Below are 23860 nucleotides of genomic sequence, written 5' to 3'. Positions count from 1 at the left end.
TCTATAGGGGTAAATGCGTCATCAAACTGTAGGGATACACCTGGCAAGCTGTTGGTGAAACCTGTCTTCCGTTTCACCAACAGTTTTAACATCTTCGAGCAATCGGGTTTAAATCTCAATTAAATGCATAAATACTAAAAGCGAAAGCCTGCAGTGTTTCTTTTGCGAATAGCTTCTTCGGTTTTTGGAACAAGCTGATCTAACATTATTACGGCGGCGGCCTGAACTTCCTCTATGAAAGGACGGAAATTTTTGTTATAATCCTGAAACGCTAATTCAAAATTTCCCTGGTGTTGTTGAAATGCATCAGCTAAAGCGGCAGCTCCATCTATTGCCAATGATCCGCCTTTTCCTGCGGCTGGCGATGCACAATAGCCTGCATCGCCTACCAGCGCCACTCTGCCTTTTGTCCATGATGGCATTTTTATCTGACAGTATTTATCGAAGTAAAAAGTTTTCGAACGCTGCATTTCTTCCAATAATTCTGCGGTTCTCCAGCTTTCTCCGGCAAACTGTTCCAAAATGATTTTCCTTTTTTGCTCCTCATCACGATAATCATAAGGAATTTCTTTTTCTGAACGGAAAGAAAGAACTATGTCGGTTTTATTGTTGTACGCATTAAGCATTACAAGTTTATCAGGCGCACCATAAATTTGCATTGTTTTTTCTTTTATCAGCAATTCGTTTACGATCGTGATTGAAAAATATGCTTCAAGAAAATGTGAATATTCCGCTTCGTGACCAAACCATAGTTTTCTGACAACCGAATGTATACCGTCGCAGCCAAACAACAGGTGAAATGCCTGTTGCGGACCATTTTTAAATGTAACCTGTATATCGTCTTTTGTTTCGTTTAATGCTGTAATGCTGTTGTTGAAAATAAATTCAACATCATTTTTTACAGTATCCAATAATATATTGAGTAATAGATCTCTTTCGATTTCAAATTCATTGTCCGGAAGTTCTTCTCCCGGTTGTTTCAATGTCATGGAGCCTTCTGTGACATCATCAGCATTTTTGAATTCCCACATTTCCAAACTCAACCGGTTTGATTTAATTTGTTCAAAAATCTTCATCCGCTTAACGATGTTCACAGTATTTCCATCAATATTAACAGGCGAGCCACCCTTTTTAAACTCATTTCCGATTTCGACAACAGTTACTTTGTAACCTAATTTGTTCATCCAATATGCTGTTGATAGTCCGGCAAAACTTGCACCCGATATGAGTACCCTTTTTTCTTTTAATGATTCCATCTTATACTGATTTATTTCACAGCGAAGGAACACCGTACAGCGGGGATAAAAAATGGTAATACGAAGTAAGTGTTGGACTAATCGAGGTTTTTGTTTCGAAATGATAAAGCGGTCATCCCTGTAACTTTGGTAAACAGCCGTGAAAAATAACGGTAATCATCATAGCCCAATTCGATTGCAATTTCTTTTACCGATTTATCGGAATGATAAAGCAAGCGTTTTGCCTCTAAAATAATACGTTGTTGGATGTGATACGAAACGGAATAACCTGTTGTGTTTTTTACACATTCGTTCAGGTAAGGTGTAGATATGTTGAGTTTTTTCGCGTACTCCGTCGGGCGTTTGACTGTTGTATAATTAGGTTCCAATATTTCATTGAAGGCTTTTGTAACAATTTCAAAGCGCGAAAATTTATCTACTGATTTAGAATGGTCTAAATATTGAGACACAACAAATGCGACCAGTGTGTTACAACTATCTTTTAGCGAAGAATGATATAGTTTATCGTTTTTCCGTTCTGAAAATTTCAGGCAAAGTGATATGGATTCGGAAATAATGGAAAACGTTTCTTCACTTAAGGATAAGGGTCTGGCGGGCGTAATATATTCTAATAATGTCAGATATTCAGGATTCAGATTTACATTATTGATTCCCAGACTACTGACGCTTACATTTTCAAATGTTATTATACGATGCACCTGATTTGGGTGCATATAGATGACAGACGGAGACTTCATTTCATACTTTTGAAAATCAATTTCGATAGTAATTGTACCTTTTTCAAGTAAATGAAATGTATGGCAATCGTGTCGTTCAGATTGCTCCTCTCCCTCGAAATCGGGTAAATCATTAAAAGACATTTTTTCAATGGATATACCTGAGCCATACTCGTTACCAAAATGATTTACAGGAATGGAGGTCGTTTTTTTACGCATCGTTTTTCAATTCTCTATACAAAGATAACCTTTAGAATTTGACCTTTGTAGGTCTGGGGGACCGCCAGAGATTGGGTCGAAATCCGCGTTTCCAGGCAATAGAGGGCATTAGAAAATCGATAAAAAACAAGAATCCCCTCTTTGCTCAATGTAAAGAGGGGGGTAGTAGCGCGGACGGCCGGAATCGAACTTTTTTATGGAAGATTTTGCGAGGTTTAAGAGCGTAGAATATCAGGGGGGAATTAATATTGTCAACAGGTTAGCCTAAAAAAGTCAACTCTTCTTTTGAAAGCGAAATGTCGGCTGCTTTTATATTTTCTTCCAGATGCTGGATGGATGTAGTTCCGGGAATGGGTAGTATCCAGGCAGATTGATGAAGCAGCCATGCAATGTTGAGTTGCGCAACAGTAACACCTTTAGCATCTGCTACCTCTTTCATCTTGTTCTGCTAAGTTGGCAAAGACTTCTGGAGCGAAAAGAAAGGAATGAAGGGAATCTGATGTTCTTCGCACAAAGATAGTATCTCTCCACCCTGAAATCCATAAGGACTGCCCGGATCAGTAACTCGTTGAGTATAACTATACATATTCTCTACGGTGGCAATTTTACCCATAACGATAGCGGTGTTAAACTGATCGATGGTCGCATTGGTAAGTCCTAAATGAAGGACTTTGCCTTCTCTCTGTAGCTCTAACATGGTTGCGAAGGACTCTTCATAATCTCCTTGACTGTTCACTGCCATTCCGAAATGCACCAGGGGGAGCTGCTCCAGTTTTAATTCTTTAAGGTTGTTTTCGACACTTCTCTTTAATTCCTCAGGCTTACCGTATGGCAACCAGCTTTTGTCAGCTCCTCGTATCGCTCCAACCTTCGTCGCAATAATGAGGTCAGCCGGATAAGGATACAATGCATCCGCCAGAAGTCTATTGGTTACCCCTGGTCCGTAAAAATCGGCGGTATCGAAAAAATTGACACCCAGTTCTACGGCTTTTCTGAGGAGTGCAATGGCCCCATTGCGGTCTCGTGGTTCGCCCCAGAACTCTTCACCAGTCAGGCGCATGGTTCCGTAACCCGGTGTACGGGCGGTTAGAGGACTTGCAGTGCCCGCTCCAATAGTGATTACTTTATTACTCATTTTGTCTTACTTTTTCTTTTTAATTGAGATGTTTATTCAGGATAATTGACTATAGATTTCCTGTATGATGATGGAGTTATCCCCATAAACCTTTTAAAGAACTTGGTAAAATTTGAAACATCATAATCCAGCTTGTGAGCGATCGTCCCGATGGGCAAAGCTGTATCAGCCAGTAGCTTTTTGGCTTCCAGTAAGATTCTTTGCTCATAGAAGTAGCAGGCATGATGCCCCGTTTCCAGTTTGATCACTTTACTCAGATGAACAGGATGCAGGCAGATGATATCGGCGATATCCTTCAGCTCATACATTTTATCTATTCGTCCCGCCATGAAGTCGTCCATATGGCTCTTCAAAACCTGCTTGAACTGGGCCAGGATCTCAGCTTTGCGGGAAATATAGATGTCAGGTATCTTAGCCATCATTTTCGTCTTTGTATTACTGTTGTAAAAGTATAGAGGATGATCAATACAAAATGGTGAGGTGTCAAGTATTTGCTTTAGTCTGCACAATATATTCAGGGATATAAATGAAGGTTACCGCCAATTGTTAAAAATGAGCGTCGAACCCCGCGGGTAATGATGCGCTCCTTCATATGGGTGGGCTAGCGTAGGTATTGGCTGAAGATAAAAAAAGGGAATATCTTAGATATTCCCTTTTTTTGTTACCCCAAATGGGAGAATTATTTAACCTCTACAGGGGCCTTATGCTCATCACTAAAATAATAAACCCTCAATGTTTCACTCGTCTCCTTACCAAGCCATATATAATGCTGCTCATTATACTCGCGGGTAGCAACTTCATCTAACACAATGGTATCCTTCTTAACTGCAAACACAGAAAATGGATCATAGGTGCCAACCTGTCCAGGCCCCAGACTATCTATAGGTCCACCAGTTATTTCGTACTCTGATTTGCGGCCCAGGAATTCTAGTTTGCCATCCTGGTTCATATCCTGCAATTTCATAGGGACTTGAATTGCGCCTTTAAAAATCATCTTAAAGTGCGCTCTCTGGCCATAGATAATGCTAAAATCACTTCTTCCTGATCCATAAATATATCCAAACAACAAAATTGCAAACTGGTTATTGTCTTTATAAACAAAAATATGAGGGGATTCCACTGAATTCTGGTTTTCCTTTAAAAAACTTTCATCTACAACATCCCACACATCTTCTGTCTCAAATGATTCCCTGTCGCCTTCGTTCAATGAGATCTCAATCTTCTGAAATATACCGGGATCACCATCTGCCGGAGGGTTAGAAAGTATAAGGGTATCGATTTTTCCATCATTATTGAGATCTATGGTTACTACTTCGTGAAATTTTTCAGTGGTTGGAACAACAGGAACAGTATCTTCTACCGGGGAAATACTATCTGTGGGCAATGCTGTCTGCTTCACCGATGGTTGACAGCCGCTAATGATAATCAGGGACAAATAGAGGTAATTCAGTTTCATAGGCATAAATATGCCAACAAATATAACCTTTTATCCTGGCTTGATTGAGCCATCTCAGTACCATCCAGGAGCCTATTTAGAAGACAAGGGAAGAGGTAATGTTATCTCTGTATAGAGTATTATCGACGGAGGAAAACGCACATTTGACAAGGTGGGTAAACAATAGAACCAGGCAGCTCTATAGCGTACGAAAAAAAAACACTATAAGTGGCTTTTTTTCGTACAACGGACCGGACAAATGTCGGACTGCTATGTGGGGGATTTGGACAAAATATGCAATAAGGATTAAGTGATTCCGGAGGTGTTATGGCGAGTATGTAAGCTCGCCCGTATCATTGCTTTTCCTCTTTTTCAACATCTTCCTTTTCTTCCAGGCTGTCTTTATCATTACCTCTGCGGAGTTTAACCTTAGGATTGTTTTGCGTGCCCGTAATGTTGAAAGGGATACCAAGCAGTCCGAATGGAGGCAGTCCCAGTCTGCCTTTCAGGTTAAGTTCTCCGTCGAAACTCACCTGTCCTTCAAAGCGGGGATGGAAGCCGGCTACGCGCATCCGGGTCCTGTCAATGGTAATGATATTATTATTGATCCGGGACTTGATATTTATCTTTGAAAGATCCGGGTCTTTTACATCTTTCTTTCCTGTAGCGTTACTCACAGCATTGAACAACCGGAAGCCTTTCATCTTTACCTTTTTTACAGACAGTACACCTTCTCCTTTCAGGGAGGGATAGACTGGCTGCATGTTCTCATCAAGTCTTCCACTTAATTGGTATTCGAGGCCCACGATGCCACTTGCGCTGGCGGCAGAGGTAGCCATGTCATGAAAGAGCTTTATTTCGTTGTAGGCTCGTTTTATATCAAATTCCCTGGCGCTGATACGGTAGTCAAACGTAGCCTTTCGCGGATTGATGCTGGCGTATTTTGCGTCCATTTCCACCGGTGCACCGATAATGGTAAAACCGGTTTTGTTCAGTTGGAGACGGTTACTGTCAATCACCAGCTGACCATGGAAATTATTGATGTCCATACCGTTGAAATGCAGCAGCGTTGCACTGGCATTCAGGGTGAGCGACAGGTTGTGGGGAACCATGATAATGCCCGAAGGAGTGGCGGAAGTATTAACTGCTGTAGTATTACTTTTGTTATCGGCGTACACCATCAGCTCATCTACCAGTATATAATCGCTTTTAAGGTCGAAGACGCCATGCAGGATTTGGTCTTTCTGCATAGTATAGCCGATCACATTACTTAAAAAACCATCCAGGTGGACTGTTGATTTGCCGTAACGGGCGTTGAACTGATCGAACCACATTTTGTCCTGGTCAAATCGGAACACGCCATTGGTAATATAAAGGGGAAGAGGAAACAGTTCGGATGAAAGGGTAATATCTTTTAAAATAAGGCTGCCCTTGTTGTAAAGCCTGTTATATCGTCCTGCCATTGCATCGCTTTGCGTACCGCGTAATGACAGGTTTGTTTTTATGAAGCCTTTCACATCATAACCTTTTTGCGCAAACACTTTGTATATTCTGCCGATGTCTATATTGCCAGTGGATATGATATTATAACGCAGATTATCAAAGTTGTTCAGATCGGCTTTAAGAGCGAAGGGTTGCCCTTCAAATTCAAAGGACACAGGTTTGAGATTTACGTTCAACGACTGGAAGGTACCAGTTGTATTGGTAATGGTAGCATCTATATTTATTTTTTCCACAGGACTGGGATAATACTTCGTCTGCACAATGCCATTGTTTATAGTAAGGCTGGCTGTTGTTACAGGGAACATTTTTTTAACAGGCAAATAGCTGCCTTTGGTGACGATGTTGATATGCAAATCACCGGACATGTCCAGGCTGTCCAACGGGTAGAATTGCTTCACATCTCTCAGGTGCAGGGTTCCTTCCAGCATGGCATCCACGACAGGACTCCTGGCATTGCTGAGTTGAAAAAAACCTTTGATATAATTGCTCAGCACATTTGCATTAATGTTCCTGACACCAAGATCTGCATGTGCATAGTTACTGTCGGGGCAGGAGGCATCTATATCAAAGCTGATATTGTCAATAGGCTGTTGCAGGGACGTGAATTTGAAATATCCCTTACGGAAGGAAGACCGGAAGCTGAATACGGGTATGCTGCTGATGACCGTGTCTGCCTGTTGCCGCAGCCCGCGGTATACAACAGCCCGTGCATACTTCCCATCTGCCAGCAGGTGCGCCTGCAGTCTGCCTCTCAGGTCGAATGACTTCAATCCTATGGCTTTGCTCCATTTTTCCAGGTCTATATCGGTGTTCATTTTTACATGGACTTCCGGGGTTTCCATGCCTTTCAGCTTCATCACGGCACTGAAATAGTCTTTATCAATGTTGAAGAAAATGGAATCGATATTAACGTAAAGGCTGTCTGTATTAAGTTGCAGCAGTCTTGACTGGAAGTTGAGGAACAGGTTCTTTACAGGGGCGGGGGCTTTTGCATTGGAGATCATACCATTCCTCACCTGCATATTAAAAGTGAGGTCAGGCATGGTGTTGGTTTCCGCAATGTATTTGCCGGTAAGCGTGGCGTTCACATCGGCCGATCCCTCTATATTTGTCTGTTCCAGCCAGGTCGTGTATTCAGGCGGCAGTGCGCTGAAAATGGCATGCAGGTCGGATTCCCGGGAATTGAGTTTGAAGTCCATCTGGTAACCGTTCTTCAGGAACCCGAATGTTCCGTTCAACTGTACTGGCAGTTCGTTTATTTTCAGATCGTTCTTTTCAAAAACAAGGTCTAACGAATTGGTATTGATCATTGTAATAAGTTGCCCATTCAGTTTTTTGGACTGGATATAAGGCGTATTGTTATAAGTAAGATCGAATGAACCAACATGAATACTGGAATGCAGATCGAATTGTGCCTTGCTGAGATCACCCTTACCGAGATAATCCGCGTTTTTGGCCTGAATATATACGGGAAGGGACCGGTCATCGTAAATAATGTTGCATTGCTCCAGCTGAATGCGCGCTATTTTCAGGGAGGCGCTTCCGCTATCCGTTTTATTGGAACCTGAAGAAGGTGCTGATTGGTACACGTTGTAGTTGGGATGCCCCGCTGAGTCCACCAATACATGGATATTCCCTTTTGTCAGGTAAATTTCATCAATCCTGATCACATTTGAAAAAATGCTGGTCAGGTTAACACCGAGGGCTACTTCGCTTGCAGCTATCAGCGTGTCCTGCTGGAAGGGAGCGGCACCTTTGAGACTGAAATCATACAAGGTAAGTGTAAGGGAAGGAAAGTGATTGAAGAACGAAAGTCTTGCCCTGGAGAAATTAAGATCACCTGTAATGCTGTTATTGGTCCATGTCTTTATCTTGCTGGATATTGTTGCCGGAAAAAGGATAGGTAGCAGGAACAACAATAGTAACAGTGATACAATTGAAATGATGGCAATCTTTAATGTTTTTAGTGCAGCTCTTTTGATTTGAAAATTGCTCATAAAAGTCCCCGAAATATTTTAGAACAGTTGGCTGTGCATAGACCCTCTCCTATGGAACATAAGAGAAAACCGGTATGCATGAGAGTAAATAATGATTACGGAAGTAAAGGTAAGCAGATTCTCATGAGTTTGATAGGTAATCAATTAGCTATGCTAATTACCTTGATTCTGTCAAATTCGAATAAATAATAATTTCTAGAGTTTTTTATTCTCTGGTGGCTGTTTCACAAGAATAGCCACCAATATTTCTTCTATCATTCTCAGTGTTATTTCTGAGTATAGTAATTCAACCGTATTAATATTAACAGAACGCTGATAGATGAAAGCCGGAAAGAACGAACCCACCGGAATTACGCATAGAAGAGATTAACAGAAAGATTAGTCGGCTAAAAGAACACTACCTTTTATGTAGTAGAAAATGGTAATGCCAGACTGTTGTACAATAAAAAGGGAACGATACATATGTATCGTTCCCTTTTTATTGTACAACAGACCGGACAAATGTCGAACTTCTGGGTGGAGGATTTTAAATTAGTGAGAAATGAAATACTCGAACTGCTCATCAGTTAATGACGCTGTTTTAGCAATATGTTCTTCTAATATTTCTTTTGCTTCCATACTTTAAAAGTATATACAAGGGGTACAATACACGTATTGTTTCCGCTGTATATACAATAGATTCCTATTATTCCCACCACAATTTCATAGGAGCAGTAAGATCTGTATCATATTTATAAGGCTTTTTGTCGGCAGGAGCTGTTGCTTCCGCAGGCCAATTAGCTATTGTTAATGTAGAGAGGTTTGTATTAATGTCAGTAGTAGAAGTAAAAATAGTTACACCATTCTGTGCTGTTCCTGCATTTGCAAAACAATTAGTAACAGTTGTTGAGGTCATTGCATATTGTACAGGACCTATGGCTACGAACGTTGGTGAAGTATAATCATGAGCAACCACATAGCTATTGGAAATGGTTAAAACGGAAGAAGGTGAATACACCGATCCAATTCCACCAACCGCATAGGAATCAAATGAGAAATAGGCATAACACATATTTATTACTGAGGATGTACCCATACTACCCATTAATCCGCCAACATTGCTTCCGGTGATCCGTCCTCTGAAAGAACAGCCAGTCATCGTAACTTTGTCATTGTGCCCGGAAATCCCTCCTATAAAGGAGGGGACATCCTTGGCAATCAGGATATTCCCTTTTACAGAACATTGGCTGATAGTGCAGCCAGAGGCATAACCAACTAATCCTGCACCGTTAACTTGTCCAGTAGATGTAATACCGGCATCAGAGAGTTCCAGTCGTATGTTTTTCAATACACTTCCACTATCAGCGCCTGTGAATAAGCCAATATATGGCGTTCCGTTAGGAGTTGCACCAGTGGTTTTAATAGTGAGATTAGTGATTTTAAAACCTTTCCCATCATAGCTTCCAAGTAAGAAGGAATTCCATGGCGCTGTTGTAAATACCGTATCCGGGAAAGCAATGTCATTTACCTGCACGTAATGGTCGGAAGTATCAGCCAAACGAAAAGGGCTCATATGTATGAAATCCCGGTAATTCCTGATCTGATACTCTGCTTTTTGTGCTTTTACCTGTAAAGTTGAATCCGTTGCAGTAAAGTGGATTTTCAAGGTAAGCTCTCCATCCTTATAATCCTTTAGCCCTTGTAATGAGAGGGAGGCATTACCAGTTCCATCTAATGTGCCATTACCTTTTACAAGCGTATCTGATGCTTTTTTCAATCCATTGCTACCCGTTAATTCATAACTGAAAGCGCTGGAGGCTTTGCCGGTGCTTATTTTAGCCGCGGGATTAACGCCTGAAAACAGATCATACAATTCAGTTGAGCCGAACTTATCGTAAGTAAAACTTACTTTGGTATAATCAATATTAGATGGTTTAGATGAAGGATCATCCTTCTTACAGGCTGATAAAAACAGGATTAATAACGCTGGCGCGTACAGGGAAATTTGTCTCATAAAGGTTATACATATTATTATGAGATATTAAAATTATAAAAATTAGTAATATTTGTAAGTTAATTTTCTGGTGAAGAAAAGGGTATAGCATTATCAGATGATTCTGCCGGCTTTAGCATTGGTCGCCTCCCCATTTTCCTTATATTCCAATTACTAATGAGGTAAACGGTAAAAGAATGGAGGAATTAATAAAGCATTTTCCGCGGAAATATTGCTTCTACCTGCATATCAATCTTACGAAGATAATCAGCTCCATATGTTCCATTCTCCAATCCTTTCTTTAATGTCTCCGGCACATAATCCTCAAGAACAGTACAACGGGAGGCAATAATTGCGGCTATTGCACACACTGTATCTGTATCCGAATTCTCTATTTGGTTTACCACATTCAAAAATACATCTGCTATCGTTTTTGCATTCTTCAATGCAGAGAGTGCTTGTGTCACTATCATCATTGCATTTCCGGGATCATTTTCAATACCATTTTGTTCCCATCCTTCGCCTAACTGCGCAGTTAAAAACGCTTCCAATTGCTGACGAGTACCTCCGTGATGCAAAAAATGCACAGACAGTGCTACTGCCAATGCAGACGTAGTCCCTGCGAGGTTATTATGTGTAATACGACCCTGTAGCAGTGTCAGTCGTTTCATTTCTTCAATATCTTCAATCACTCCAAAAACACCTGCGCGCATCGCTGCACCGCTTGTAGTTCTGCTGGAAGGTGCAAGCTGGCTCACAAACTCTGCCGGAGTTTCGCACTCTGCTAATAGTTTTTGCATGTGTCTTGAATATCCTACGTGAGGATCACGTTTGAATGTATGCAGCCAGGCGCTTACAAATTCCTCTGCTGTAATATCAAAAGATTGCTTTGCGAGTAGCAGTTCCATATTTGCCAGTGACATCTGTGTATCATCTGTATAATCGCCCTTTTTATAAGCTGTCAGTTTAGGATGCTCCGCATGTACGAGGTCAGATAGGTCGGCATTGGTAGTGTGTGGCAGGTATTCATATTTCATTCCATAGCTGTCGCCCAGCGCCATGGTATAGAGAAAGGATGCATGCATATAATCAGATGTATATTTTCCACTTACATGGAAAGTGTTTATTGCTCTCCAAAAGTAAAATATTTTCAGGTATCCGAAATGATTTTAAATGGTGGTGCCGAAAGATTGAGCTCGCTGGTTTTTGTACTAACCATTACGATAAGTATATATTTTCATTGAGGCAGTCTAAAGAAGAATTTTGTGTGATCGTACTACTTATTAATGAGTCAGATTTCTGAAGAGGGTTTTTACGCTGCTTGGATGGCGGGCTTAGAATTCGCCCTTTGGCGTATTATAAATGGAGGTGATAAACATTATTGACATCATGTTCTTACGCAGGAAGAGATTGACTAATTGTGGTCTTTAGTACGGAAATGTGGGTGTTGGATTGTCTTCGATGATGAAAAGGAAGAGACTGCAATTGATTTGGATATTTGGGAAGAAATGTTTTAAACAAAAAATCTGCTCATTAATAAAGAAGGTTGCTCATTTGAGCAACCTTCTTTTCCTGTACCGCGGGGCGGACAAAAGTCGAACTTCTGGGTGGGGGATTTCAATTTAATAAGGCTAGTATTAAAATGCGTATGATGTTGATATGCAATTTATAATGATGGATTTTGAAAATGGTTTCCTTTGTATATTGCATCTTATGTTTGGGCTTGATAAATATCAATATACAGCTGATAAGACTTTCACGGCTTATCATTTTATTAGTAATGGGCCTCAGGGTGCGATACAGAAAATTGCTAAGTTTAGCCTCATTGGCGAGAATCTTTACAATTTTGGATTTGGTGATCTGGAGCCTATGACCGGTGATATTTCTGACACTGTTACTAGCGATAACAAAGATGTTGATGTTGTCATGGGGACAGTAGGATCAATTATTTACGATTTTACCAATTTATTCCCCGATGCAATGATTTCAATTCAAGGGACTAATAAAGCCAGGACCAGGCTTTATCAGATGAATATAAGCAAACATTGGGAAGGAATTGAACCTGTTTTTGAAGTGTATGGATTGCTTGAAGATGAATCATGGGAACCGCTTAAAAAAGGAATTAACTACCTGGCGTTCTTAGGATTTAGGAAGGATTGAACTGATTATCAAATGAATATGCCAGTCAGCGATTAAAAAAAAATGACTAAATTTGTATTATGTTACGTAAAGCAAAAAAAGAGATTTTTGTTCAGGTCGGTACTAAGCCATTAGTTACGGTAGACCCAACCTTGTCTTCATTTGAAGGACATCCTTTTTTTGAAAAGAAAGCTAATGCTGCAAAGAAGCTTTTCAGTAGAGTAGGTTTACCTAAGGGTATTAATAAAAAAATACGTTAAGTTTCTCTTCCCTCTCAATTACCTATATACATCATCTTTCTTTACTTCAGAAAAAGCTGCCTAACGAATTTCAGATGGAAATATTTATTCGCCATCTATTCGTAATGCTGAGATGCATATACTGAATGAGCTATCAGGTTCTCATCTTTTAATTCCTCATGTTCTGTTAATTATAATGCACAACGACCCAGCGATACGGATAGATTACGCCTTCAGATCTCTGGTGTTTCATTATGATTATGATGAGATATCTATTTGCCTACTTGGGAGGGTTGCCTTATTCAATTGTTTTTGCTACAAGAAATTTATGGCTTTGGCCTTGTAAGGTGGAGTGCAAAATAACCTATCGCATACGAACATAGCATAAGATAATGCATGATATGAAAAAAGGAACATCATTCGATGTTCCTTTTCGTGTACCGCGTACGGGAGTCGAACCCGTCATTCCTCCGTGAAAGGGAGGTGTATTAACCGATTTACCAACGCGGCATTTCGTGTTTGGGATGGCAAAGGTAAGGAAATACTGAATAATTCAAAATTTATTTATGCTATTTATTACAACATCTATGTATCTATCCGATTTCTATGTTTTTAAATTTGATTATCAATCTTATATGTGATGTGTAAAACATGCGCTATAATTTGTGAATGAAGGAGTTACCTTTGCACTATTATGAGAAAGCTAAACATCCTGATAGCAGAAAATGATGCAGAAGGGAAGGTATTCATCAAAGAATCCTTTGAAGGTTCCGGCCTATTCAATGTCATGGCTATCGCAGAAAACGGAGAGGAGCTAAAAAGCATTATGGAAGATTCGGATATCTTTTATCCCGATCTGATCCTGTCTGATGTTGCTCCCGGATATGACATCCTGTATTACATCAAAACCAGCGAAGCATTCAGGGAAATCCCTGTTATTACATTCGCCAGTTCATCCGCAGATGATAATATAAAGAAATGCCAGCAACTGGGCGCTGTCAGGCATTTTGATAAACCGGATAATCCGGACCGCTACCACGAATTTGCAAAAGAACTCTACGTCTTCCTGTCGGAAGAGTAGTTGATGCATGGCTCCTTCTACCTAACTTCATATCTCCGCCATATTAACCGCGCACTTTGTCTGGTGCCCGAATGAAACAATATCGCAGTAGCTATAAAAACATATAGCCCGTCAACGCGGGCTATATGCTTACTTTTTTGAGGATACTCAATTTTACGCAGCCGTAAATCTGAATGAGTGTATGATAATTTCTACTTCAGTTGCATTGGATGGTGCGTTCCCGTTAAACAACCACAGGTTCATATGAACAGGCAAGGCCAGCGTACTTACATTATATCCTGCAGGAGTGGTCCACGGGAAAAATGCATTAGCCGGAGCCGTTGTATGCCCGTGATATCCCTGGAAAGATACTGCTGAACTGGTGCGGGTAAATGTATGCGTAGTGTAAGTACCATTCAGTGTCAGCTCATTGGTCTGGGAAACACTGCCGGACCCTGTAGCTGGATACACCGTGTAATTGTAATTAGGCCATGCATTATTACCCCAGCGTGCAAACTCGATATCCACTTCATGGTGACCATCATCTCCGGCTTTGTAGTTAAACAGACCCAGTACAATGTTTTTGTCCAGTTTATCAACCGCGCCTTCTACTTCCCATAAGTAAGTACCATATCCGAAAGTAGCAGTACTTGTTACTTCAGAGCATAACCATCTGCCGGTAGATGCATCCTTCCTGATTTTCAGATGAAGGTATCCGCTGGCGTCTACCCATACATTGCTGCTACTGTTGCTCCAGTAGTTTGGACCAGGACCGGAAGTACCGGATTCAGTTCTTACTTCCCAGGTATAACCGCTGAAACTGATAGTAGAAGCAGCAGCTACTGCTTTACGTGCAGACTCGTTCTGGGTTGTTGTTGGTGTGCTTTGTGCAGTCTCTTTGCTACAGCTGGAAAGAACAGCCAAAGAGATGATCAGCATTGCGATTTTGTGCATAAAAGAATGGTTTATTTTAAGGGTGAAAAAATGACGTGGATAGGTTTCTCAGCACAGGTGTCTGATATAATGACAATTTAAAAAGGCATGACTTTGATGTTTACAGAAAAAAGTTGGGGTAATAAAAAAGCTCCCGGGTGGGAGCTATATTTTCTGAGGAGTTCTGTTATAATAAAATTTCTCTGATTCAATAAGACCTTCATGCCACTGCTGCACTGAAACTTCCACTCTTCTGGCAGTTTTGCCTGTCTCCTTATTGGTGATGAGCAATTCCCACTCACTGAAGACTACATTTTTTTCTTCATCAATAGCCTGGTTTATCAACGTACTCACAATCTTAAACGTATCCAGGATCATCTTCTCATGTTCTATATTCGTTTCCTTCCCTTTCCTCGGTTTATCCTCATTCTCCTGCATCTCCACATCGTGAGAATAGAACAACTCCATTGCCTTCACAGTTTCATCATTAATGATCAGCTCATTCAGAGCGTTTACATTATCTTTTAAAGTAGTCATCAGCAAATTTACAACAAAAATGGAAGCTGCCTCACTGTCAAGAGACAGCTTCCTGGGGTTACATTATGCGAAGGGACACTATAGACGATTAATAAACGACCAGTTTCTTTGTTTCTACATTGTTATTGGCAGCCATCCTCACCATATAAATACCAGACGTAAGGCCATTTAATGTAACATTCAACCGTTGCGCTCCCGACTGTGCATTAACTTTCGCCGTCTTCACCACCTCTCCGTGCATATTGGCGATCTCTATCAACACAACACCTGCCGTTTTCAGTTCGTAACTGATAATCACATAAGAGCTGGCTGGATTAGGATATACTTTAAGCGTTGTCATTGATGCCTCTTTCACCATTGTTACGGCCTGTCTGGCTGCAACAGTACTATTCCAGTTAAAAGTCTCCCAGCCACCGATGGCAGTCCTGTTACAGTTCATAGACGCGGCTCCGTTCTCAGAACAGATATATAGTCCTGCTGCGCTCTGGAAAGCCACGGCATTATTGCCTGTATCAATCCAGTTAAATGGTACCATCGTACTGCTGTTGCAATACATCGGGCTGGTAGCGCTCACATACAAACCATTATTGCCTTGTAAGGCAATTGTACCATTACCTGCATCTACTACCGTGAAATTCTCCCAGGGGCCGACGCTTGTTCTGTTACAATTCATTGCAGCACCGCCATTCTCAGAGGAAACATAAAATCCACCATTCGTTAACGAAATGACACTGCCTATAGGGGCTTTAGTAGTCACACTGCTATCAATGGCATCTTCAACAATAATATCATCAAAATAAGCAGAGAAGCTGCCACTTAAAGATGGGTTGGCATAGGCAACAATAATACTATTGATCTCATCACCTATCAGTTCTCCTTTCCCTATCTGACAGGTAAATTTCTCCCATGCACCTATGGTACCTCTCGCAGTTCCGGGATGCATGCTATTCCCTTTATTATCTTTATACGCTGTAAGATTACGTAACACTTTCCCCGACTTAAATGCCAGATCGACCGACGTATATCTTCCCGGATCATTCACTGTATATTTCCAGAAACTCAATTGCATGTTTGCTTTTACCGCAATCTTTGTCTCAGAGATCTTATAATAATAACTCCCTGCTCCCGCAGCAGTCCCATTGATCTTTACGCTATAAATACCGCTTTTAGCAAACGCGGGCTCATTTACAATAGCCACGGAAGTATTACTCACCGCAGAGCCGGATAGTAACGCATTCTTATAAAAACAGGCATCAATAGGAGAGATAATATCGGTCGCTACATCATTGATTAAACAATTAGCGACCCTGCTCTCGAAGCTGTTCCTGTAATATAGAGGCCCATTAGAATATGGGATGGGTATTTCTGACGGCGTAGTAGCGCTGGTCAGCATCTTAGAAGCTGCACCGGCCAGCCTGGTATAATAATCAGAAGAAGTCCATACACCATCCATGGCCAATGTGCCAAAATACTGGTCTGTAGGGATATCAAAATAATCAACAGCGGAGCTGATAATATTAGTAGACTCCTCAAATTCGTCCAGCATGGCGAAGTACATGGACTTAATCCCTAAGCTCTTTATATTCTTTGCCTGCTTCCAGAGAAACTGCCCGCCAAGCCTTTTCGTATCATTCGGATATCCTGACACATGCTGAGACCAGGCGCTGCCGGGGAATATTACAGGATAAAAGGCCATCCCGTTCTGTGTACAATATTGCTGGTCAGGAATCATGTAATTTGTCCTGAAATCATTGGCGCCGGTGGTATCGCTATACACACCTACCGTCCAGGGAGAGATCATATTATATGCCTTGTAAACGTCGGCAAAATCTGTTCTCGAACCACCGTCCATCAGTCGCCAGTCGCGCGGAACACCAGCAATCACATAACAGCCCCTGTCTTTAAAAAACTGGGCCAGCGCTAATGCCTGTGTTCTATCCACTGTAATCGTCGAATAGCCTAATCCCCATAATTCAACAACAGGTTTGCCATTCACGGTGGCATATGCGCCGGAAGACGTGAGTGCATAGATCTGTTCCATCTGGTATACCCAATCCCGCTTAATTCCTTCCACGAGATCAGCAGACAATGCGGCTCCGTTATTCACATCAGGCATGCAATACATCACATAGAACGATCTGCCGCTAGTCTCACAGGCATTCTTGATACTCACATAATAATCATCTGTAGAAGTATATTTCAGGTCTCTTCCCACAGGTGCATTCCTCTGTATGGCTACACCATCAAAACCTGCTTTTTGCAGTAATGACATCTGTACATCTATCACTCCTTTATCAGTAGAATTATACAATTTCGCCGGATTACCATTCCCTAAGTTTGCGAAGTTGGTAGGGTACATGGTCACATTCGTATTGGCATAATCAGCGATATAAGGGAAAGTCTCTGTATTATGGTTCCCTCTTCCTGCGGAAGGCAGTTTGCCATAAGCCCAATGGCTCCAGTCTTTCGGTTCATTTCCGGCTTCGTGCCACAACTGATACCCGGCGTACGACTTTCCGATGAACTCTGAAGTAGTGGATGGTCTTGCCGGAATCGGTTGTGCATCAGGGGTTAATGTGCCTGTATACACAGTAATATCTTTGATATAATTATCCTCACTGCCAAATCCCATCCTGATATCTCCGCCATAGCCCATAGAGCCATCGAACCCTGCATCAGTAAGAATAACGAGCCGGGTAATCCATTTCCTGGTGTTCGACTTTTTAAAGTCAGCACCACCCCAGCCGGTACCTGTTCTGGTATAGTTTAACCAGAGGTAGCTCATGCTGTTATCATAATAGGTAATGGAAAGGATCAGCTGTTTAGCTGTACTGGGAACTGCGGACCTGTTACAGTTCACGTACATAAACTTCCCGGCGGGAATTTTGCGGCAGGGTACACCATCAACGGTAGTAATCTCGGTGTATCCTTCCCCACTGGCATTGGTCTCTGTACCAAACGCCATATTACTGGCTACCACAGGATTAGTAAATTTAATAGACGCAGATACAGGAGGTAATACAATGTCTCCTGCATTAACGGACAGCACATTTAGCAATAAAGCAAATAGTAAAATCGGGTATTTCATGTAGAGGATTAAGGTATGGTTATTAGGTTCAGGTTGCCACAGGTTTGGTATTAAACGGAATTGAGTAAGGGATTATTGTAGGGAAGAGGAAAGGATGTACTGTATAGATTCGGTCATCCTTCGTTTATCCTTCGTTCATTACGCAGGTTTAACGTGCGATGCGGCCCCGGGTATAAGTCTGACCCTTACGAAAGTGCGGGGTTAAAGCGAATCTATGCACTTATTGTATTCAGGATGAAGGCTGTCCAGTTGGGATTAATCAAGGTCAAAAGATATTGTCATGGAAATGGTGTAAGAATTCAGTAAATTTAGTAAAAGACACAAACGATGGCAAGGTGGTGCGGGCAAAAGCCTCCTCCTTTTACGGGTACAAAAGACGGTGTTACCGTTTACAGGCTCAAAGATGAGCAGTACTACGTACGCCTGCAAAGTTCCATCACCGGCAAAAGAATTAAGAAAGATCCTGCGTTCAAAGGTTTCCGTAATAGTTCTGTAAGGCTAAGCGCAGCTTCGCGTATCGGGTCTATAATCTACCAGCAGTTGCCTGTAAAGAAACATACAATATACCGGGAGATTACCGGTAAAGCTATACTATTATTGAAAGCAGGAGAAAAAGAAGATGTTATCATGGCCCGGTTAACAATGGAATACCTGCCGGCACCGGCACCTGTTATTAAGGCTAAACCTGTTATCAGGAAGAATAGGTCACCTAAACTATTAATACTCAATAAACCCTATAAAACCCCATCTGTTTCAAAGATATGTCGCGCGGCCCCCGGATAGTCTAAATTGTTTAATTTTATAGGATATGCCATCTGCGCTCAACTATTTATTACATCTGCCGGTACTGTCACTATGGCTCATTTTCTTCTTTGAAAATGTAATGATTACTGCGATGGTATTACTCTCTGGCCGGTTGTTACATCAGGCTCCTTATTCTTATCCCGCAAGAGAGTGGGGGATCTGCATGCTTACCAACATACTGAATACGATAGTAACCTATGCCGGTTTCTGGATGTGGAAGAACAACATCATTCACATCGCTGCAAATATTTCATGGATGATCATCACAGATTTCCTGATCCTGTTTTTAGCCATGGATTTATTCATGTTTATCTTTCACTATATCATCCACAAAACATTTCTGTTCAAAATGGTGCATCAGTTACACCATCAATCTGTAGATCCATCTCCCATTGATTTATTCGTCTTACACCCGATAGAAACAATAGCATTCGGAGGTTTATGGCTGATACTATTAACGCTATATCCTTTTAACATTTATGCAATGATCATCTACCTGGTAATAAACGTCATTTTCGGTATGATAGGGCATTTGGGAATAGAACCCTTACCAGGGAAAATTCGCAGTTTACCCGTAATAAAATACCTCGGCACTTCTACATTCCATCACAACCATCACCAGGATGTTGAATATAATTTCGGTTTTTATACCAGTATCTGGGACCGGTTATTGAAAACCTACAAATAGGAAAGGGGCAAAGATCCCTCCCTGCCCCTAAGCCATCTCCATATCCATATTTTATTGATACTCTACGTCCAGAAAAGGCAGCAGGGTATTATTCGGTGCATTAACAACATTACTTCCGGTCAGCAAAGGATCAAAATTATCAGTAAAGTATCCGTCAGTAAACGTAATAGCCTGTTGTGTATACGGATAAACTGAGTTCCCGTTCATATTCGCCACATTGCCAACGAAATCACTGGTATAACCGGTTGGCCCACCGGAGAGATACATCCGGCTCACGATATATGTATTACCGGTAGTAATCGCAACAGGCGCCGATAACGGAAAGAACTGCATCACGCCTATAGTTGAAGGCGTTACAGTAATAGTCGCCAATGGGGTAATATTCCCTACCTGCCACAAGGCAAGTTTATAAGTTATCCCCGCCACCCATGGCTGATATCCCAGCTTGGTAATTGTTGCGGCCTGACTGGCAGTAAAGCTGTATGCATGTGTTTTCAGGTCCATCGTCTTCTGTTGCTGGTAACCATTCGCATTCGTGAAATTGGGGATAGACAGGTCCATGGGATGGTAAGTCGTCGCTGCTGGTGCCGGAGGGGGAGTAGGCGTGCAGGATTGTATAATCAGGACAAAAGCTATTAGTAAGAATGACGTTTTCATAATATGAGGGGTTGTTTTTATTATATCAACCGATACAAACAATTGTTACCTCTCTTCTCTTAAGAATTTAATAGTTAACTTTATTGTTATGTGGAATCATAGGAGAAATAGTCTGTTAATAGCAACCTGTATTTTATTATTTGGCTGTACGTCATCAGATAAAAAGGGAACAAAAAAAGTGTCCGGGAATGTCGTGACACCGGATATCAGTGTAGTCGTTAAAGTAAATAATGAAAAGAATGAGGAATACTCAGCTGCGCTGGCCGATCTTTACAAAGAAAGGAAGTTTAATGCAGTTGTAGGAGATTCTTCTGCAGGCACATTTGTTACTGGAGATCTTTCAGAAGAGGATAATAGAGTGAAATTAATTCTGAGGATCTTTAAAGGAAATAATAAAAAGCCTTGCGGTAATTATATTTATGAAACAATCGTAAACGGGGATGTTCCCGAAAGAAATATTGAGCAGGGATTTAAGAATTTGCTTAATAATATAAAAGCAAATCCCCGGACTCCCGTTTGTCTTTAATGCCCAATAAGAAGGAAATTATCATTTTAAATCGTTGAAATAATCAGTTGTTTCTTCAATTAAAGATTGCATCAGATCTTTCGCTTTGGTGTGTTTTAATATAGGGGCAATCTGTCCGCCCCAGAACAATATCATATCCCATTTTTGCTGATCGAGGGCTGCTTTTCTCAGAGGAGACATGAAGGTGGTTTGCAAAGGGAACGGCAGAAATTCTTTGCCCGACAGGTCTTTTGCGATCCTGCTGGTGAGGCCCCTGCCAAGTCTGCCGGTAAAGGCCCGGGAGAGTGTAGTGTATTTAGCCGCCTCAGAGAATAGCATTTGCCTGTGTATAGGCAACGTATTCGATTCATCACAAGCCAGAAAGGCCGTTCCGATCTGCGCCGCACTTGCTCCCAGTGTCAGCGCAGCAGCAACTCCTCTGCCGTTGGCAATGCCTCCTGCTGCTATAACAGGCGTTTTAACCTTCTCCCTGATCAGTTGCAGCAGTACAAATGTCCCCGTAGTAGAAGCCTCCGCAGAGGCTAAGAACGAAGGACGATGCCCGCCCGCTTCGAAACCAGAAGCAATGATCATATCAACACCGGCCCCTTCCAATACAAGCGCTTCATCTAATGTAGTGGCGGCACCGACAGTGATGATACCCAGTCTGCGGCATTGCTCCAGGATATCAGCAGAAAGCACTCCAAACATAAAACTGAACACCTTAGGACGAATATCCAGGATCACTTCCAGCTGGTTTTCAAACCGGGAACTAAATGGAGCAGGCTTGTCCGGCAAAGGAATCCCCGCTTCATCAAAGTAAGGCTGGAACAGCTGTATGGCCTGGTTATATTGCTCATCAGTGATCGTGTTACCATCATTATCTGACACCCAGAGATTAATATTGTAAGGCTTATTTGTAGCTGCTTTTATCTGCTTGTCTACATCGATGATCTCCTGCGGACTCAAGGTGTAGGCCCCGTAGCCACCCAGTCCTCCGGCATTGGATACCGTAGTTACCAGCTCTACTGAGGAAAGGTTACCACCAAAAGGGCCTTGTAAGATGGGATAGTCAATTCCCAGTATTTCCTGTGCTTTGGTATTGTACCACATGAGTTATTGATTAACGTCAGAGATCATCTTATTTACAATCAACCAAATACCATCGATTTTATGAAAAGATAAGAACTCATGATAGAGAAACTCGTACATTTTCACTTTTACTTCTGCTACTGCAATGGAGTTAACCCCACGAATGGATAAGATCTCTCCTTTAAACGGTTTTCCTGAGTCTTTCGGACTTTGACGATGTGCTACACCATCAAGATATTGATCAAGTGTCTTGGCATAAGGCTGGCCTTTGACATCTCCGAAAAGTAAGGTGCCCGGATAATAGATATGATGTAAGAGTGCAAGATCTCCTGCATAAATTCCTTTGAAATAATAATTCTCAAGCGCTTGCGAAATCGCCAATGAATCAGTTTCCATTGTTGTGTTTTTTTGTGCCTTTAAGACCAGCAGATTGCAGGTCAGCAAAGCAGTTAGTAATAAAGTTTTCATTTTATTTCTTATTAGCAGTGATCCCTTTTTCTCTTAAAACAGATACCTGGTCTCCGGCATATCCCCAATCGTCCAGTTCTATTTCCTGAATAACTACATGTGTCAGGTGAGGATCTTTGTTTAATACATCCACAATAAGATCTGTCACCCCTTTAATGAGTTGTTGTTTTTGTTCGCGGGTAACACCTTCGCGTGTAACCTCGATTTTTACGTATGGCATAACTAAGTTTTTGGGCAAAAGCCGTCTTGTCAGACAGCTTTTGCGGTGATGTTTACATTCAGATGAAAGTCGTTATAGATAAGGGTGTCACCCAGGTCTTTGAAGAAATTACCGGAGCGGAACTTCATATCATATTTGGTACGATCGATCACCAGTTTACCTGATGCGGTTAAAGTATCGCCATTGGTATTGATGGCAGCATCAAAACCTATAGGCTGACTAATACCTTTAATAACCAGATTCCCTTCAATGTGTTCATCAATAACATGCGTAATGTCCAGAACAGCTTCCGGAAATTTTTCAATAGAGAAGAAGTCGTCAGATGCCAGATGGCCGGCAAACTGTGCATTAGTAGCAGGATCGGTTACATCCAGTATTTTAATGGAAGTAGTATCAATAATGAATTTACCACTATTGAGCTTACCATTACTCAGGTTAATGAAACCTTCTTTAATAGCGATAGTCCCATTGTGAGAACCAGTTATTTTTCTGCCGGTCCATTCGATGTTGCTTTGTGTGCTAAGTATAGCAAATTTCTGTATTCCCATTTTGTTTGTGTTTTTATTACCACACAAAGGACGTAAGGAATTGGACAGTAGTTACGTGATGTACATCACATTTTAGTGAGCGCTGTAAAGTCTGCTTAATGTTTCCCTGCTGATACCCAGGTAAGCAGCGATCAGGTGTTTTGGGACCAGGTTATATAATTGAGGATATAATGCCAGGAGTTCTTCATATCGTTTCTTCGCATCGTTGTTCATAAATGACAACAGTCTTTTTTGAGAGGCGACATACCCTCTGTTTGTCCTCCATCGGAAGAAATGTTCTACCTGGTGTATTTCATCACAGAGTTTTTCCCTGTCAGCACTTGAAAGGCAAAGCACTTCCACATCTGTGATGCAGTCTATATTGATAGTTGCTCTGGCGTTACTGTAAAGTGCATTATAGTCTGATGTCCACCAGGTGGGCATGGCAAACTGTAAGATGTACATTTTGATATCATCATTGATAAAAAATGCCTTTAAACAGCCGGAGAGCACAAAATATTCACAATCAACTTTATCCCCTTCTGTAACCAGGGTTTGTCCTTTCTTATAGGTAAGCAATTTAAAATGAGAATAGAAATAATCGAACTGTTCATCCGTTAATGAAGCGGTTTTAGCGATATGTTCCTTTAATATTTCTTTCGCTTCCATG

At 41.4% G+C, this 23860-nt stretch carries 22 protein-coding genes, 1 tRNA gene and 1 pseudogene; 6 read left to right on the top strand and 18 right to left on the bottom strand.

The features are described 5' to 3' along the window. Positions 1-134 precede the first annotated feature (134 nt). The 8 genes and pseudogenes from GO495_RS23275 to GO495_RS23240 all read right to left on the bottom strand — a co-directional run bounded on the left by GO495_RS23275 (position 135) and on the right by GO495_RS23240 (position 11318). Entirely contained in the window at positions 135-1256 is a 1122-nt protein-coding gene (locus GO495_RS23275; RefSeq protein WP_157302268.1) for an FAD-dependent monooxygenase, read from the bottom strand. 77 nt (positions 1257-1333) lie between these two features. Continuing rightward, positions 1334-2191: a helix-turn-helix domain-containing protein gene (locus GO495_RS23270; protein ID WP_157302266.1), complete on the bottom strand. Its 858-nt coding sequence runs from the start codon at positions 2189-2191 to the stop codon at positions 1334-1336. 259 nt (positions 2192-2450) lie between these two features. Further along, a pseudogene (locus GO495_RS23265) lies at positions 2451-3251 on the bottom strand (aldo/keto reductase). 107 nt (positions 3252-3358) lie between these two features. Continuing rightward, positions 3359-3745 (bottom strand): helix-turn-helix domain-containing protein, encoded by a 387-nt coding sequence (locus GO495_RS23260; protein ID WP_240915307.1) that lies wholly within the window; start codon positions 3743-3745, stop codon positions 3359-3361. Between the two features lie 260 nt (positions 3746-4005). Further along, positions 4006-4782, bottom strand: a complete 777-nt coding sequence (locus GO495_RS23255; RefSeq protein ID WP_157302262.1) for a hypothetical protein — start codon at positions 4780-4782, stop codon at positions 4006-4008. A 332-nt stretch (positions 4783-5114) separates the two neighbouring features. Continuing rightward, positions 5115-8261, bottom strand: coding sequence for an AsmA family protein (locus GO495_RS23250; protein WP_157302261.1), 3147 nt, complete (start codon positions 8259-8261; stop codon positions 5115-5117). Positions 8262-8946: 685 nt separating this feature from the next. Next, on the bottom strand, positions 8947-10254 hold the full coding sequence (locus GO495_RS23245; RefSeq protein ID WP_157302259.1) for a hypothetical protein: 1308 nt from the start codon (positions 10252-10254) through the stop codon (positions 8947-8949). Between the two features lie 185 nt (positions 10255-10439). Continuing rightward, the gene (locus GO495_RS23240; RefSeq protein ID WP_157302257.1) at positions 10440-11318 is read right to left on the bottom strand and encodes an ADP-ribosylglycohydrolase family protein; all 879 of its coding nucleotides are present in this window, start codon (positions 11316-11318) and stop codon (positions 10440-10442) included. A gap of 574 nt (positions 11319-11892) precedes the next feature. On the opposite strand from GO495_RS23240, the gene GO495_RS23235 reads away from it, so the two are divergent. Both GO495_RS23235 and GO495_RS23230 read left to right on the top strand, forming a co-directional pair. After that, positions 11893-12393, top strand: a complete 501-nt coding sequence (locus tag GO495_RS23235) for a DUF6934 family protein (RefSeq protein ID WP_157302255.1) — start codon at positions 11893-11895, stop codon at positions 12391-12393. Positions 12394-12452: 59 nt separating this feature from the next. After that, a complete protein-coding gene (locus GO495_RS23230) occupies positions 12453-12632 on the top strand; it encodes a hypothetical protein (RefSeq protein ID WP_157302253.1) in 180 nt (59 codons plus the stop codon). A gap of 417 nt (positions 12633-13049) precedes the next feature. On the opposite strand, the gene GO495_RS23225 is transcribed toward GO495_RS23230, so the two are convergent. Next, positions 13050-13121 (bottom strand) — tRNA-Glu (locus GO495_RS23225). 184 nt (positions 13122-13305) lie between these two features. Between GO495_RS23225 and GO495_RS23220 the strand changes: the two genes are divergently transcribed. Continuing rightward, complete coding sequence (locus tag GO495_RS23220; RefSeq protein WP_157302251.1) at positions 13306-13692, top strand: response regulator; 387 nt, start codon at positions 13306-13308, stop codon at positions 13690-13692. 153 nt (positions 13693-13845) lie between these two features. Here GO495_RS23220 and GO495_RS23215 read toward each other — a convergent pair whose 3' ends face one another. The 3 genes from GO495_RS23215 to GO495_RS23205 all read right to left on the bottom strand — a co-directional run bounded on the left by GO495_RS23215 (position 13846) and on the right by GO495_RS23205 (position 18229). Beyond that, on the bottom strand, positions 13846-14625 hold the full coding sequence (locus GO495_RS23215; RefSeq protein WP_157302249.1) for a LamG domain-containing protein: 780 nt from the start codon (positions 14623-14625) through the stop codon (positions 13846-13848). A 144-nt stretch (positions 14626-14769) separates the two neighbouring features. After that, positions 14770-15141 (bottom strand): nuclear transport factor 2-like protein, encoded by a 372-nt coding sequence (locus GO495_RS23210; protein WP_157302247.1) that lies wholly within the window; start codon positions 15139-15141, stop codon positions 14770-14772. Positions 15142-15229: 88 nt separating this feature from the next. Then, the gene (locus GO495_RS23205; RefSeq protein ID WP_157302245.1) at positions 15230-18229 is read right to left on the bottom strand and encodes a T9SS type A sorting domain-containing protein; all 3000 of its coding nucleotides are present in this window, start codon (positions 18227-18229) and stop codon (positions 15230-15232) included. A gap of 327 nt (positions 18230-18556) precedes the next feature. On the opposite strand from GO495_RS23205, the gene GO495_RS23200 reads away from it, so the two are divergent. Together GO495_RS23200 and GO495_RS23195 are read left to right on the top strand one after the other, a co-directional pair. Next, positions 18557-19012 carry a hypothetical protein gene (locus GO495_RS23200; RefSeq protein WP_157302243.1) on the top strand — a complete coding sequence of 152 codons (456 nt, stop codon included), beginning with the start codon at positions 18557-18559 and terminating at the stop codon, positions 19010-19012. A 25-nt stretch (positions 19013-19037) separates the two neighbouring features. Further along, entirely contained in the window at positions 19038-19721 is a 684-nt protein-coding gene (locus tag GO495_RS23195; RefSeq protein ID WP_157302241.1) for a sterol desaturase family protein, read from the top strand. Between the two features lie 51 nt (positions 19722-19772). Here GO495_RS23195 and GO495_RS23190 read toward each other — a convergent pair whose 3' ends face one another. Next, entirely contained in the window at positions 19773-20378 is a 606-nt protein-coding gene (locus GO495_RS23190; RefSeq protein WP_157302239.1) for a DUF4082 domain-containing protein, read from the bottom strand. Between the two features lie 88 nt (positions 20379-20466). On the opposite strand from GO495_RS23190, the gene GO495_RS23185 reads away from it, so the two are divergent. Next, positions 20467-20904, top strand: coding sequence for a hypothetical protein (locus GO495_RS23185; RefSeq protein ID WP_170302714.1), 438 nt, complete (start codon positions 20467-20469; stop codon positions 20902-20904). Between the two features lie 21 nt (positions 20905-20925). Here GO495_RS23185 and GO495_RS23180 read toward each other — a convergent pair whose 3' ends face one another. The 5 genes from GO495_RS23180 to GO495_RS23160 form a co-directional block, all read right to left on the bottom strand. After that, positions 20926-21996 carry an NAD(P)H-dependent flavin oxidoreductase gene (locus GO495_RS23180; protein WP_157302236.1) on the bottom strand — a complete coding sequence of 357 codons (1071 nt, stop codon included), beginning with the start codon at positions 21994-21996 and terminating at the stop codon, positions 20926-20928. A gap of 3 nt (positions 21997-21999) precedes the next feature. Continuing rightward, positions 22000-22443 carry a nuclear transport factor 2 family protein gene (locus GO495_RS23175; protein ID WP_157302234.1) on the bottom strand — a complete coding sequence of 148 codons (444 nt, stop codon included), beginning with the start codon at positions 22441-22443 and terminating at the stop codon, positions 22000-22002. 1 nt (position 22444) lies between these two features. Next, positions 22445-22663: a tautomerase family protein gene (locus tag GO495_RS23170; protein ID WP_089782282.1), complete on the bottom strand. Its 219-nt coding sequence runs from the start codon at positions 22661-22663 to the stop codon at positions 22445-22447. Between the two features lie 29 nt (positions 22664-22692). After that, positions 22693-23211: a YceI family protein gene (locus GO495_RS23165; RefSeq protein WP_157302232.1), complete on the bottom strand. Its 519-nt coding sequence runs from the start codon at positions 23209-23211 to the stop codon at positions 22693-22695. A 72-nt stretch (positions 23212-23283) separates the two neighbouring features. After that, positions 23284-23859 carry a Crp/Fnr family transcriptional regulator gene (locus GO495_RS23160; RefSeq protein ID WP_157302230.1) on the bottom strand — a complete coding sequence of 192 codons (576 nt, stop codon included), beginning with the start codon at positions 23857-23859 and terminating at the stop codon, positions 23284-23286. Position 23860 lies beyond the last annotated feature (1 nt).

The sequence above is a fragment of the Chitinophaga oryziterrae genome (assembly GCF_009758125.1).
Taxonomy (GTDB): Bacteria; Bacteroidota; Bacteroidia; order Chitinophagales; family Chitinophagaceae; genus Chitinophaga; species Chitinophaga oryziterrae.
Note: the sequence above shows the minus strand (reverse complement) of the source record. Positions and strands in the feature narration are given on the sequence as shown.